We start from the raw sequence: 13939 nt of genomic DNA on the forward strand, positions 1-13939 counted from the left end.
CGAGAACCGACCTAAGGCGCAACAAAAAAACGCCCGCCTGATGGCGAGCGCTTCCGTTGTGTCAGGGATTACCTCACATCTTCGCCTTCTCTGATTTCAGTGCCAGCCATAGGCAATAGCACATGATCAGAACCACCAGCGTGAAGGGGATACCTGTCGACACCGCTGCGCCTTGCAAGGCGGCAAGGCCACCGCCCAGCAGCAATGCGATGGCGACCAGACCTTCGAGCGTACACCAGAACACGCGCTGGATGACGGGGGCGTCCATCTTGCCGCCCGCCGTGATCGTGTCGATCACCAGCGAACCCGAGTCCGACGAGGTCACAAAGAACACCACGATCAGGACCAGCGCAATTGGGGCCACGATGCTATACAGCGGCAGCTCTTTCAGGAAGCCGAACAGCGCGCCTTCGGGGGCATAACTGTCGATCACCGTGGCGCGAACACCTTCCGCTCCGCCCGCATTCAGCATATCGATGGCTGCACCGCCAAATGTCGACATCCACAGGGCGCAAACCGCTGTCGGCGCAAGCAGGGCGCAGATGACGAATTCACGTACCGTGCGGCCCTTCGAGATACGGGCAATAAACATGCCCACAAACGGTGACCATGCGATCCACCACGCCCAGTAGAAGGTGGTCCAGCCATGGAAGTAGCTGGTATCCTCACGTCCGAATGGGTTGGACAGCGCTGGCAGGTGCAGCACATAATCCGTCATCACGTTGAAATACCGTGAGATGGCTGTGCCAATTCCGGTGACAACAATGACGAAAATGAACAGCCCTACGGCCATGATCATGTTGATCTCACTCAGCCGTTTGACGCCTGCATCCATACCCATCAGGACTGAGCCCAGTGCAATCATGGTGATGCCAATAATAAGCAGGACAACGACGGTCGGGCTGGATTCGATGCCGAACACTTCGTACAGCCCCGCCGCAACCTGCTGCGCGCCCAGACCCAATGATGTGGTCAGGCCGAAAAGGGTGGCAAAGACGGCCAACGTATCGATGAAATGGCCCCACCAGCCCCAGACTCGCTCACCCAGGATCGGGTAGAACGCAGACCGAAGGGTCAACGGTAGGCCCAAATTGTAACTGAAGATTGCAAGGCTAAGGCCAACCGCGGCGTACACCGCCCAACCTTCAAGGCCCCAGTGGTGGATGGTGCCGACGATACCGGCATATTCGTTGCCCGGCACTGCGATATCAATGCCTAGTGGCACGGCATTACCGTCCTCGGCAAAGTTGTAATAGACCGGCTCCATCACTCCAAAGAACAGCAGACCGATGCCGATGCCGGCGGCGAACATCATCGCGATCCAGCCTGCATAGGAATAATCGGGCTTGGCGTCTTTGCCGCCAATCCGAACCTTGCCCACGGGCAGGATGATCAGCACCAGGCAGAACAGCGTGATCGCATCCACGGACAGGACCAGGAACCAATCAAACGTGCTTGTCAGCCAGGGCCGGAGCCAGCCAAAGAACGTCGCTGCGGCCTCTTGGTTGGCTAAGGCGATCAGAACAAAGGCAAAGATCAGGATACTAGAGATCAGAAAGACCGGGTTGTGGATATCCAGCCCGAAAGGCCTGACATTATCCTGGCCCAGCTCATATTCGGTCTCAAAATCATAGATCCGTGGATCTGGATCCAGCATTTTCTTGGTTTGTGCCATTCGACTTTCCCTCAGTTTGCTGCGTGCAAACGCCAAGGTCTTCGGTCGGTGGACGGCAAGTTTTCTGGTTTTCCCTTGGCGCGTTTCCCGTCATGTCGACCGCGAGTCTTCTGGTAAGAGCTTACACGATCATCAAAATTTCGCAAAATCCGCGCAATTTTCGGGGTTTTACTGCCAAAAACGGAAAAACGGGTAATTAATCCTGTAACGGCGCCCCACGGGTTTTACGACTGCCCGCCGCGCGCAACCGGTCCCTTAGGGATGGCGTCCAGGTGGATTGACCCTCTTGATTTTCCAGCGTCTCGACAAGGTCGACATCCATTCGGAATGTGGCACGCATCGGCATTAGCCCGTCAACGACGTTCATCTCATGGTCCGAAGGATCGATTAACAGTTGCCCAGTCAGGCGCACCGGCTCATGCGTATAGGCCGGTGTCCAGCCGTTGCGCAATTTCAACCGGATCATCTGGTTCGGCGCGGGTGGTGGCAGGTGACTGCACATGCCGGGCATAGGCACCAGATAAGCCACCGATTGGCCATCTTCATCCGATGGCGCAGGAATGGCATAACCCATCAGGGTCACCGTCTGACCGTCAAGACCGGGATTGCCGCTTGTGTTGGCCCTGTTTCGGCGCTCGGACACGTATTCGCGCTGGGACAGCAGCCAGTCGACGTCAATCTGGTCGGCGGCAAGGGCATCTTCGGTTTCCATCAGAAGTGATTGCCATTTCTGGCGGTCTTCCGCGCTGCCGACGTCTTGCTGCAATCTGCTGCGCAGGCGGACCGCGAATAACAGATCATCAAATTGCTCGGGGGTAAGCGCGCGAAAAGGGTCGTCATAGGTCTGGACCGACGGGTCCGGCAGCGCGGCCCAATCTAACGCAGCACCTGGCGCGGCCGAAACCGGGCCGATGAAACCCAGCAATGCCAGCGGTATAATCCTTAGCCAGGCCGTCATCTGCATTCTCCGCCCGAAACCCGAAATGCCCCCGTACCTTAGCGGCCTGTACCACCCCAGGTCCATGCCGGCATCATCACGAATTCAGCAGGGCGGCAGACCGCCAACCCGGTTCGGTTTCGCTTTCCTTTGGGCGCAATCTCATGTATGCGCGCGATATCTGAGACGTTGTGCCCTGACCCTGGCACTCAGACGAAAGTTAAAATGGGGTCGGCGGCAATGGGGCCGCCATGCAAACGGGAGACCCGGAGGGCCGGGAGCGCTCCCATCTAGGATACGCATATGTTTGATGTAACAAAGAAATCTATGCAGTGGGGCGAAGAGACGCTGACACTGGAAACCGGCAAAGTTGCCCGTCAGGCGGACGGCAGCGTGATTGCCACGCTGGGCGAAACCAGCGTCATGGCAAACGTGACCTTTGCGCGGGCACAAAAACCCGGTCAGGACTTTTTCCCGCTGACCGTGCATTATCAGGAAAAATACTATGCCGCCGGTAAGGTTCCGGGTGGCTTCTTCAAGCGCGAGGCGCGCCCGACCGAGAAAGAGACGCTGACCGCGCGTCTGATCGACCGTCCGATCCGCCCGCTGTTCGTTGACGGCTTCAAGAACGAAGTTCTGGTGATGTGTACCGTCCTCAGCCACGATCTCGTCAACGACCCCGACATCGTCGCGATGATCGCTGCGTCGGCTGCGTTGACCATTTCCGGTGCGCCGTTCCGTGGCCCGATCGCCGGTGCCCGTGTTGGGTTTGAGGATGGCGAATACGTCCTGAACCCGACCGTCGACGATATGCAGGACCTGCGCCTGAACCCCGAACAGCGTCTGGATCTGGTTGTTGCTGGCACCAAAGACGCCGTGATGATGGTGGAATCGGAAGCCTACGAGCTGTCCGAGGCGGAAATGCTGGGCGCGGTCAACTTTGCGCATGAGCAGATTCAGCCGGTCATCGACCTGATCATCTCGCTGGCCGAAGAAGCCGCGAAAGAGCCGTTCGATTTCCAGGCGCCGGATTACTCCGAACTGTCAGCTGCCGTTAAGGCCGCCGGTGAAGAGCAGATGCGCGCCGCCTTCGCAATCACCGACAAGCAGGAGCGCACCGCCGCTGTTGCCGCTGCCCGTGAAGCGATCAAGGAAGCGTTGACCGAAGAGCAGTTGGAAGACGGCAACCTCGGTTCGGCAATGAAAAAGCTGGAAGCAGGTATTCTGCGCGGCGACGTCGTCAAAGGCGGCAAGCGGATCGATGGTCGCTCGACCACCGATATCCGCTCGATCGTTGCAGAAACCTCGATGCTGCCGCGTACGCACGGTTCCGCGCTGTTCACCCGTGGTGAAACACAGGCGCTGGCCGTGACCACACTGGGCACCGGCGACGACGAACAGTTCATCGACGCGCTGCACGGCAACTTCAAATCGAACTTCCTGCTGCACTACAACTTTCCTCCGTATTCGGTAGGTGAAGTTGGCCGCGTTGGTGGCCCCGGCCGTCGTGAGATTGGCCACGGCAAGCTGGCATGGCGCGCTTTGCAGGCGGTTCTGCCTGCGGCGACCGACTTCCCCTACACGATCCGCATCGTGTCGGAGATCACCGAATCCAACGGCTCCAGCTCGATGGCGTCGGTCTGCGGCGGCTCGCTGTCGATGATGGATGCGGGCGTTCCGCTGAAAGCACCGGTTGCCGGTGTGGCCATGGGTCTGATCCTGGAAGATGACGGCAACTATGCCATCCTGTCGGACATTCTGGGTGACGAAGACCACCTGGGCGACATGGACTTCAAAGTGGCGGGTACCGAAAACGGCATCACCTCGCTGCAGATGGACATCAAGGTTGCGGGCATCACACCCGAGATCATGGAAAAAGCCCTGGCGCAAGCCAAGGACGGCCGGATGCACATCCTGGGCGAGATGGGCAAAGCCCTGTCCGAAACCAACGAATTCTCGGTCCACGCACCGCGCATCGAGACCATGAACATCCCGACCGACAAGATCCGTGAAGTGATCGGCTCGGGCGGTAAGGTCATCCGCGAAATCGTCGAAGTGTCGGGTGCTAAGGTCGACATCAACGACGACGGCGTGATCAAGATCGCCTCGCCCGACGGTGAATCGATCAAGAAGGCCTATGAGATGATCCACTCGATCGTCGCAGAACCCGAAGAGGGCCAGATCTATACCGGTAAAGTGGTCAAGATCGTCGACTTCGGTGCCTTTGTGAATTTCTTTGGCAAGCGCGACGGTCTGGTCCACGTGTCCCAAATCGAAAACCGCCGCCTGAACCATCCGTCAGATGTTCTGAAGGAAGGTCAGGAAGTGAAAGTCAAGCTGCTGGGCTTTGACGATCGCGGCAAGGTGCGCCTGTCGATGAAAGTGGTCGATCAGGAAACCGGTGAAGAGATCGTTCCCGAGAAGAAAGAAAAGAAAGAGGAAAGCGCAGAGTAATCTGCCTTTCTATTTCGAACAGGAAAGACCCCGGTTTCAGCCGGGGTCTTTTTTTGTTTGGGCTGCCCTTGAAACGTCCTCGAACCATGGCGACAGTTAAAGAGTTCTTCTGTGAGGCAATGCAATGATCCTGGAAATTCGTCATTACACGCTGAAACCCGGCCTCCGGGAGGAATTTATTGCTTTTTTTGAAAAGCATAACCGCTCTGCTCTGCGCGATGCAGGCATGCTTGTTTTTGGGCCACTCCGCGATCTGGAGGATGCCAACAAAGTACACTGGATGCGCGCTTTCCCCTCTTTGGAAGCAAGAGAGCGGTTAAAGAATGACTTCTACGAAGGGCCAGTCTGGCACGAGCAGATCGAGCCCATCGCAATGTCAATGATTGCCCATTACGAGGCAGAACTGACCGAGACAACCAACGGGTTCGAGACATTCAAAGGCGCTCGAACACTCGATATGTAGTGGGAACTGCGCCGCAATTCGGGTTTTGGACAAATGCGGCGCTGCTCAACAATCAGTGCGCCACCCCTGACGGCCCGTGCTTCATGATATGCCATTGGCCGTAGCTGTCGTTCAGGTCCAGTTTGATCGCCGCGTCTGCCTTGGTCGACGCGCTGCCGATCTCGGCCAGGGTGAATTCGATACCGCCGGGGATATCGATCCGTACGCGATGCGGGCCACCGCCATGCGGTGCCTGAATCGGTTCGCCGGTAGATTTCAGCACATCCCCGATGGTGACCTGGGCCGTACGCCCGTCCATGTCCATCTCAAAATCAATCGGCACATACAGAGTCTCATGAACGTTGTCGCACATCGTACGGAAAACATGCCAGTGGGTCGCCATTTCCTCGGTCTCTTCGCCGTGAAAGACCTTTTCCAATGCGGCGCGTTGGGCGTCCGAGGCACTTGGATCGATGATCACCTGCATCTCACCGCCGCCCTCGAAAATGGGACCCGGCCAGGCATAGATAAGAGCAGCCTTCGTACCACTTAGATCCGTGTCGCCAAAATGCCCCTTTGAAACTTCCAACACTTCAAACCCGCGGCAATGGCCATGGGTTGGCAATTCTTCGAACTGGCAAGGGCATGCATACCCGCAGTTGCAGTTCCCAAAAGCATCGCCTTCAATGTACCAATCAGTAAAACCCATCGTCTTCTCCTGTTATACACAGTCTGAAAATCCCGACGTCGTTGGTCGCATGCCTGTAGATTATTCCCCCGACAACACCCTACCACAAATTGGTTGCGTTCAGAACCGTAAGGCCTAAATGCCCCTGTTTCGTTGAAATTGCGGCGTAAACCTTGGTTTAAACCCGCCAGTTTCAACCAAAATCCAATCGCAGCAGCCGGGGGCCATCCCCAGTTCGATCGCATCGACGCAATGCACAAAAGGAGATGCGATATGGAAACCTTCAAGATGCTGACACTGACCGGCCTGATCGTAACTGCCCCGGCCCTGGCTCTGGCCAACGTAGGGCTTGGCGACAAACTGGGAACCAGCGAGGCCGAAATCCGGTCGACCCTAGAGGCGCAGGGGTACCAGATCGAAGAGATCGAATTCGAAGATGGTGAGATCGAGGTTGAACTCAGCAAGGATGGCGTGGAAACTGAACTGGTCCTGACCGAAACGGATGGCGAGGTGACCGCCATCGAAATCGAAAAAGACGACGACTGACCGCGCGATATCAAAGGAGCGCCATGAAGCTCTCACAGACGTCTTTACTCTGGCTCCTTCTGGTGGTGCAGGCCCTCTGCGCCGCCTTTTTCTTGACCGACGCAGTCCTGGATTGGACCGGAGGCGAAAGTGCCGGGTTCCGCCATCTGCACGGGTTTGAACTGGTCCTGTCGCTGGCGCTGATGGGGGGACTGGCCGCAACCATTACCCTGATACGCACGCAAAATCGGCGCGTGCGCGAAATGCAGCGTCAGCTTGGTGTGGCGCAGGGTGCCTTTGCCCAAATCATCGACAACCAGTTCAGCGAATGGCAACTCAGCGACGCTGAACGTGATGTCGCGCTGCTGTCCATCAAAGGGCTGTCCATCGCAGAAATCGCCGAACTCAGGCAGACCAAAGAAGGGACGATCAAGGCACAAAGCGCAGCGATTTATCGTAAGGCAGATGTCACGGGACGGCTTCAACTGCTCAGTTTCTTTGTCGAAGAGCTTTTGACCGCCCCCCTGATGAACGAGGCCAAAGCGCCCAAGCCCAGAAAAGATCAAATCTGAAATTCAAGGCGGATTTATTCACTCACACCGTGCAAATAACCTGTGACTCAACGTGAAGCTCCAGCGCCTTCTTTTCGCGTCTCAATTGCCCACATGTGCCTTGTACCCAATTCGGAACAAAGGACATGGTTATGGTTTCTCGTCTCATTCTCGCCTCGGCGGCCCTGACGGTCAGCGCGTCGGCACTGGCTGCCCAAAGCCTGACTGATGGCCTTTATATTCAAGGCTTCGCAGGCTACAGCCAATTGCAAGACAGCGACTTCGGCGGCACGGTCAACGGATCGCCACAATCCGTGGACACCGATTTTGACGCGGGCTATGGGCTGGGTATCGCCGTTGGCAAGGAAATTCCACAATGGTCTAATGACCGCATCGGCACCCGGGTCGAACTGGAATTGTCCTACCGCGAAAACGACGTGGACGGCGTCAATTTCTCGGGCAACGGCTCCGGAAATGAGGGGAATACATCGGGCGATATCACGCAGACCTCGCTGTTTGGCAATGTGCTATTCGACATCAAGCAAAACAGCGCTTTCACACCCTATGTGGGTCTGGGTCTTGGCGTAACCTATTCCGATATCGACATCTCTTACGGGCCGGGCGTGCGGCTGGACGACAGTGAGACGAATTTTGCAGCCCAAGTCATCGCCGGCGTGGCTTATGAGGTCAACGAAACCACTGCATTAACCCTCGATACCCGCTATTCTCGCGCCTTCGACGTCTCAACCAACCGCGTGGCACCCAACGGAGCCTCCACCGGCTCTGTCGAAGACGATATCGACACGTTCAGCGTCAATGTCGGCCTGCGCTACGGGTTCTGAGTGCGCACGGGGGCAGAGTTTCTATCCGGTTCCTCTTCCCCCGCATGGTCCCGTGTTCTATGCACGGGATCATGCGATCCTTTATCATCCATATGTCCTCTAGCACCACCCGGCGACCCAATGCCGACAAGCTGTGCGCCGATCTGCCAAATGCCGAACTGTTCGAGGCCGTGAATGGCCGTGATCCCGACCAGATCGCCGGTGTTCAGCTTCATCCCGGCAATCTGCACCGCCCGCATTACCCCTTTGCTTTGCGTCCGGCTGAAATCGGCGTGTTCGAAAGCCATCGCCGCATCTGGCGCAAGCTGGTCGATGAAGAAATTGATCTGGCCATCATCACCGAAGATGACCTGCGTATCGACCCCGCCCGCATGGCCGAGACGCTCAAGGTTCTGGCCCCGATCGCCACACCCGACCATTATATCCGCATTCCGGTAAAGCAGCGCGAGGTCCCGGTTCAGACTCTGGCCGAACAGAACGGGCTTCGGCTGATCCTGCCCAAGGTGATCGGGTTGCAATGCGTCTGTCAGATGGTGGGTCGACACGCGGCCAAACGATTGCTTGCCGCCACCGAACAGATTGACCGCCCGGTAGATACCTTCATGCAAATGCACTGGCTGACCGGCCAACCCATCCACGCCCTGCTGGGCAGTGGCAATCAAGAGGTGGCGCGCGAAATCGGTGGGTCGACCATCCAAACCAAACCGCCACTGTCGGATAAACTGACCCGCGAATTCAAACGCGCCGCTTATCGGGCAAAGCTGCACCTGCACCCGCAGCGCCCGCGTACTTCATCTGGTTGAAGATACCTTCGGGGGAAGTACGCCGTTAGGCGCGAGGGGGGCAGACAGCCCCCCGGACCCGGTGCCGCCTTACGACGGTGCCTTGGTCTTGCGCAGATAGGGAAAGATCGTTTCGAACTCGCCGAACTTTTCTTTCGCTTCGTCGTTGGACACGGCAGGCGGGATGATCACGTCTTCACCCGGCACCCAGTTGGCAGGCGTCGCAACGCCCTTGGCCGACATCTGCAATCCGTCCAGCGCGCGCAGAATCTCGGCAAAGTTCCGGCCCACGGTCATCGGATAGGTCATCGAAAGTTTCAGCTGCTTGTCCGGCCCGATTATAAAGACCGAGCGCACCGTGGCGCTGTCTGCAGGCGTGCGACCGTCGGGCAGATACGCCTCGGCTGGCAGCATGTCGAACGCCTTGGACACCGCCAGCCCGTCATCGGCGATGATCGGAAAGCCGGGGTTGGCGTTGCCGTAAGCCTCGATGTCTTTTTTCCACTTCTTGTGATCCTCGACCCCGTCGACCGACACGCCCAGAACCTTGGTATTGCGAGACGCCCATTCGTCATTCAGCTGCGCCACAGCCGAAAACTCAGTGGTGCAAACAGGAGTAAAATCTTTGGGGTGCGAAAACAGGATCGCCCAGCTGTCACCAATCCAATCATGGAACTGAATGGTGCCCTGATCCGTCTCTGCAGTGAAGTTCGGAACCGTATCATTGATGCGCAAACCCATGGCGAATCTCCTTTATTGTGAAAAACCCGAGTCGGTTGCCGTAAACCTAAACACTTTGCGCGATTGTTAAACCACATAAGGGCGTCAAATAATTTGATCAAATTTTTCCTTGCCGTGCCCTTGCCCCGGTGACAGAGTGGCCGCGATTCCCGGCTTCGGGCTGTTGGCACAGGAGGATGCGCCATGATCGAAAAACGCGATTTCTATATCAACGGTCAGTGGGTCGCCCCCTCGGCGGTCAATGACTTTCACGTGATCAACCCCTCGTCCGAGGAACCCTGCGCGGTGATCTCGTTGGGCGCGCAGGCCGATACGGATGCCGCAGTCGCTGCGGCCAAGGCGGCTCTGCCCAGCTGGATGGCCACTCCTGTTGCGGAACGGATCGCACTGATGGAGAAGCTCGTTGAGGTCTACCAGACCCGCTCGGAAGATCTGGCGCAGGCCATGTCGCTTGAGATGGGCGCGCCACTGGATATGTCGCGCAGTTCGCAGACAGGTGCGGGAATCTATCACCTCAAGAACTTCATCCGCGCTGCAAAGGATTTCCAATTCGAACGCCCGCTGGGCGATCATGCCCCCAATGACCGCATCATTCACGAGGCAGTCGGCGTTGCGGCCCTGATCACACCGTGGAACTGGCCGATGAACCAGATCACGCTCAAGGTCGGCGCGGCAGCAATTGCGGGTTGCACAATGGTGCTGAAACCGTCCGAGCAAAGCCCGCTGAACGCGATGATCTTTGCCGAGATGATGGACGCCGCAGGCTTTCCGCCCGGCGTGTTCAATCTGGTGAACGGCGATGGGGTGGGCGTCGGCTCGCAACTTTCGGCACACCCAGATGTGGATATGGTCAGCTTTACCGGATCGACCCGTGCCGGAACCGCGATTTCCAAGGCTGCGGCCGAAACGCTGAAGAAAGTGCATCTGGAACTGGGCGGCAAAGGCGCGAACGTGATCTTTGCCGATGCCGATGAAAAGGCCGTTAAACGCGGTGTGCTGCACATGATGAACAACACCGGCCAAAGCTGCAACGCGCCCAGCCGCATGCTGGTCCAGCGCCCGATCTATGATCAGGCGGTGGAGATTGCGGCAGAGGTAGCCAACAAAGTCACCGTTGGTCCCGCGCTTGAGGAAGGTCGCCATATCGGCCCTGTGGTGAACGAAGTGCAATGGACCAAGATTCAGGACCTGATCCAACAGGGCATTGATGAGGGCGCGCGTCTGGTTGCTGGCGGCACCGGACGGCCCGAGGGTTTGAACAAGGGCTACTACGTCCGCCCCACCGTCTTTGCCGACGCCAATAATCAGATGACTATCGCGCGTGAAGAAATCTTTGGCCCGGTCCTGACCATGATGCCCTTCGACACCGAAGAAGATGCCGTCGAGATCGCCAATGACACGCCTTATGGTCTGACCAACTATGTCCAGACACAAGACCCCGCGCGCGCCAATCGTATGGCGCGGGTGCTGCGGTCGGGCATGGTTGAAATGAATGGCCAGTCACGCAGTGCCGGATCACCGTTTGGTGGGATGAAGCAATCCGGCAACGGACGCGAAGGCGGCGTTTGGGGCTTGGAGGACTTTTTGGAAGTCAAATCCGTCGGTGGCTGGGCCTCAGAGTAATCAAGTTTGATTAATCCAATTGTGAGGCACCTTACGGTGCCTCGCTCTGTTTTCAGGCTTCCGCCTGTGCAGCCTCATAGGCCAGCATGGCGCGTTTGACCGGCAGACCCCAATGGTACCCCCCCAACCCACCAGATTTCCGCAGCGCCCGGTGGCAGGGGATCAGCCAGCTGACCGGGTTGCGCCCTACAGCCGTGCCAACCGCACGCACCGCTTGCGGGGACCCTACCCGCTGCGCGATCTCGGAATAGGTGGTGACCTGGCCCGAAGGGATATGCATCAGCGCCTCCCACACCTTGATCTGCAGAGGTGAGCCGATCAGGTATAGGGGCGTAGGCTCCAAGCGGTCGCTGACCGATCCAAACGCGCTCAGCACCCACGGGCGCAGGCACATCGGGTCCTCGACAAAGTCCGCCTGTGGCCAGCGCGACAGCATATCCTCCATCGCGTCTTCTTCACCGGTCTCGGCGCCGAAGGCCATGCCGCAAATGCCTTTGTCGGTACCCATCACCAGCGCGGGGCCAAAGGGGCTTTCGAACCAACCCCAATAGATCGTCAGCCCTGACCCTTTGCGGGCGTATTCGCCGGGGCTCATGGATTCCCATTTCAGGAACAAATCGTGCAGGCGGCCAGAGCCGGACAGACCCACATTGTGGGCGGTCTCCAGCGTCGTGAACCGTTCGCGCAACAGCGCCTTAGCGTGACCCAAAGTCAGGTATTGCTGGTACCGTTTCGGTGACACGCCGGTCCAGCGCGAGAACAGGCGCTGGAAATGCGCCGGGCTCATGTCCATCTGGCGGGCCAGCTCATCCAGGCTGAGGGGCTCTCCGCCCTGATCAATCAGCTCGATCGCGCGTCGCATGACGTTGTAGTGATAGCCGCTTTCAGGAGTCTGGACGTTCATGTCTTTCACCTCATTATCTGGGATAAACCATAGCGCGCAGGCCACGTCCAAGCGACCCGGAACTTGCGCATTGGCTTTGGGCTTGTGTCACGGGCCAGCGGGCGGCATTAAGGCCCGGATGGCAAAACAACTCGACTATCACACGATCCGCGAGATCTTTACGCGTTTCCATGACGCCGACCCCGAACCCAAGGGCGAGCTGGAGCATGTGAACGTCTACACCTTGGTCGTGGCCGTAGCGCTGTCTGCGCAGGCGACGGACGCGGGCGTCAACAAAGCCACGCGCGCGTTGTTCAAGGTTGCCGACACCCCGCAAAAGATGCTGGATCTGGGCGAAGACGGCCTGATCGAACATATCAAGACCATCGGCCTGTTCCGGCAAAAGGCCAAGAACGTCATCAAGCTCAGCCGTATTCTGGTTGAAGACTATGGCGGCGAGGTTCCCAATTCCCGTGCGGCCTTGCAATCACTGCCGGGGGTGGGGCGCAAGACGGCGAATGTGGTTTTGAACATGTGGTGGCGCTATCCGGCGCAGGCGGTGGACACCCATATCTTTCGTGTCGGCAATCGCAGCGGCATCTGCCCGGGCAAAAACGTGGACGCGGTCGAGCGTGCCATCGAAGACAACATTCCAACCGATTTCCAGCTGCATGCACATCACTGGCTGATCCTGCATGGCCGCTATCACTGTAAGGCGCGCAAACCCATGTGCGGCACCTGTATCATCCGCGATCTCTGCGAATTTGAGGACAAGAACCTATGAAAACCTACCAGCTTGTTGGCATCGGAAACGCCGTTGTGGACGTGATTTCCCAGGCCGATGACAGTTTCCTGGAACTGATGGGCATCGAAAAAGGCATCATGCAGCTGATCGAACAGGAACGCGGCGAGGTGCTGTATGCCTCGATGGAAGGTCGGGTTCAGACGCCGGGCGGGTCTGTGGCAAATACCATCGCCGGGGCCGGCGCACTGGGGCTGGATGCCGCGTTTATCGGGCGGGTGCATGATGACGCGCTGGGCCGGTTCTATGCAGATGCGATGAACGAGGATGGCGTAGATTTCGTGAACCCACCGGTGCCGGGTGGCGAACTGCCGACCTCGCGCTCAATGATCTTTGTCTCGCCCGATGGGGAACGGTCGATGAACACCTATTTGGGGATTTCGTCCGAGTTGTCCTCGGCGGACGTCTCTGCTGACGTGGCAGGCAACAGCCAGCTTATGTTCCTTGAGGGGTATCTGTTCGACAAGGAAAAGGGCAAGGCGGCGTTTCTTGAGGCTGCGCGAAACTGTCACAAAGGCGGCGGAATGGCGGGCATCGCTATTTCGGACCCGTTCTGCGTGGAACGTCACCGCGTCGATTTCCTGCTGCTGATCGAGAACGAGCTGGATTTCGTCATCGGCAACGAGGCCGAGATCAAGTCGCTGTTCGAAACCGACGATCTGGAAGAGGCGCTGGCAAAGACCGCCGCGATCTGCCCTCTGGTCGTGTGTACCCGGTCGGGTGACGGGGTAACGGTTCTGTATGACGGCCAACGCACCGATGTTCCGGTGGAAAAGGTGGTGCCGGTGGACGCGACCGGCGCGGGCGACCAGTTTGCCGCCGGATTCCTGTATGGCATGGCCACCGGTCGCGATTATGAGACCTGCGCCCGCATCGGCAATGTCTGCGCCCGTGAAGTGATCAGCCATATCGGCCCAAGGCCCGAAGCAAATATGCAGGAACTGCTGCGCGCCGCAGGCTTGCTGTAAAAAGTCAGGGCCGGACAGAGGGCATC

General features: G+C 58.1%; 14 protein-coding genes. 9 read left to right on the top strand and 5 right to left on the bottom strand.

The genetic code is table 11. The features are described from left to right. Positions 1 to 73 precede the first annotated feature (73 nt). On the bottom strand, positions 74 to 1675 hold the full coding sequence (locus ACR0LY_RS09855) for a BCCT family transporter (protein ID WP_170349799.1): 1602 nt from the start codon (positions 1673 to 1675) through the stop codon (positions 74 to 76). A 196-nt stretch (positions 1676 to 1871) separates the two neighbouring features. Then, a complete protein-coding gene (locus ACR0LY_RS09860; RefSeq protein WP_170349798.1) occupies positions 1872 to 2633 on the bottom strand; it encodes a DUF3299 domain-containing protein in 762 nt (253 codons plus the stop codon). A 282-nt stretch (positions 2634 to 2915) separates the two neighbouring features. On the opposite strand from ACR0LY_RS09860, the gene pnp reads away from it, so the two are divergent. Further along, complete coding sequence (pnp, locus tag ACR0LY_RS09865) at positions 2916 to 5066, top strand: polyribonucleotide nucleotidyltransferase (RefSeq protein WP_170349797.1); 2151 nt, start codon at positions 2916 to 2918, stop codon at positions 5064 to 5066. A 124-nt stretch (positions 5067 to 5190) separates the two neighbouring features. Then, on the top strand, positions 5191 to 5529 hold the full coding sequence (locus tag ACR0LY_RS09870) for an NIPSNAP family protein (RefSeq protein ID WP_170349796.1): 339 nt from the start codon (positions 5191 to 5193) through the stop codon (positions 5527 to 5529). A gap of 52 nt (positions 5530 to 5581) precedes the next feature. Here the strand turns inward: ACR0LY_RS09870 and ACR0LY_RS09875 are convergent, their stop codons facing one another. Next, positions 5582 to 6217: a DUF1326 domain-containing protein gene (locus ACR0LY_RS09875; RefSeq protein ID WP_170349795.1), complete on the bottom strand. Its 636-nt coding sequence runs from the start codon at positions 6215 to 6217 to the stop codon at positions 5582 to 5584. Positions 6218 to 6469: 252 nt separating this feature from the next. Here ACR0LY_RS09875 and ACR0LY_RS09880 point away from each other — a divergent pair, with 252 nt between their 5' ends. The 4 genes from ACR0LY_RS09880 (at position 6470) to ACR0LY_RS09895 (ending at position 8917) form a co-directional block, all read left to right on the top strand. Beyond that, positions 6470 to 6742 (top strand): PepSY domain-containing protein, encoded by a 273-nt coding sequence (locus ACR0LY_RS09880; RefSeq protein WP_170349794.1) that lies wholly within the window; start codon positions 6470 to 6472, stop codon positions 6740 to 6742. A 23-nt stretch (positions 6743 to 6765) separates the two neighbouring features. After that, positions 6766 to 7293 carry a helix-turn-helix transcriptional regulator gene (locus ACR0LY_RS09885; RefSeq protein WP_170349793.1) on the top strand — a complete coding sequence of 176 codons (528 nt, stop codon included), beginning with the start codon at positions 6766 to 6768 and terminating at the stop codon, positions 7291 to 7293. A gap of 125 nt (positions 7294 to 7418) precedes the next feature. Beyond that, positions 7419 to 8114, top strand: coding sequence for an outer membrane protein (locus ACR0LY_RS09890; RefSeq protein WP_480640849.1), 696 nt, complete (start codon positions 7419 to 7421; stop codon positions 8112 to 8114). A gap of 71 nt (positions 8115 to 8185) precedes the next feature. Then, entirely contained in the window at positions 8186 to 8917 is a 732-nt protein-coding gene (locus ACR0LY_RS09895) for a glycosyltransferase family 25 protein (protein WP_170349791.1), read from the top strand. A 69-nt stretch (positions 8918 to 8986) separates the two neighbouring features. Here the strand turns inward: ACR0LY_RS09895 and ACR0LY_RS09900 are convergent, their stop codons facing one another. Then, positions 8987 to 9637, bottom strand: a complete 651-nt coding sequence (locus ACR0LY_RS09900) for a peroxiredoxin (protein ID WP_170349790.1) — start codon at positions 9635 to 9637, stop codon at positions 8987 to 8989. Between the two features lie 183 nt (positions 9638 to 9820). Between ACR0LY_RS09900 and ACR0LY_RS09905 the strand changes: the two genes are divergently transcribed. Further along, positions 9821 to 11260 (top strand): aldehyde dehydrogenase family protein, encoded by a 1440-nt coding sequence (locus ACR0LY_RS09905; protein WP_170349789.1) that lies wholly within the window; start codon positions 9821 to 9823, stop codon positions 11258 to 11260. A gap of 52 nt (positions 11261 to 11312) precedes the next feature. Here the strand turns inward: ACR0LY_RS09905 and ACR0LY_RS09910 are convergent, their stop codons facing one another. Next, positions 11313 to 12164: a methylated-DNA--[protein]-cysteine S-methyltransferase gene (locus ACR0LY_RS09910; RefSeq protein ID WP_170349788.1), complete on the bottom strand. Its 852-nt coding sequence runs from the start codon at positions 12162 to 12164 to the stop codon at positions 11313 to 11315. A 118-nt stretch (positions 12165 to 12282) separates the two neighbouring features. On the opposite strand from ACR0LY_RS09910, the gene nth reads away from it, so the two are divergent. Both nth and ACR0LY_RS09920 read left to right on the top strand, forming a co-directional pair. Next, positions 12283 to 12927: an endonuclease III gene (gene nth / locus ACR0LY_RS09915; protein WP_170349787.1), complete on the top strand. Its 645-nt coding sequence runs from the start codon at positions 12283 to 12285 to the stop codon at positions 12925 to 12927. Further along, positions 12924 to 13913, top strand: a complete 990-nt coding sequence (locus tag ACR0LY_RS09920) for an adenosine kinase (RefSeq protein WP_170349786.1) — start codon at positions 12924 to 12926, stop codon at positions 13911 to 13913. Before nth ends, ACR0LY_RS09920 begins: the two co-directional genes overlap by 4 nt. The last annotated feature ends 26 nt before the right edge of the window (positions 13914 to 13939 follow it).

Source organism: Ruegeria sp. BC5 (assembly GCF_056539205.1).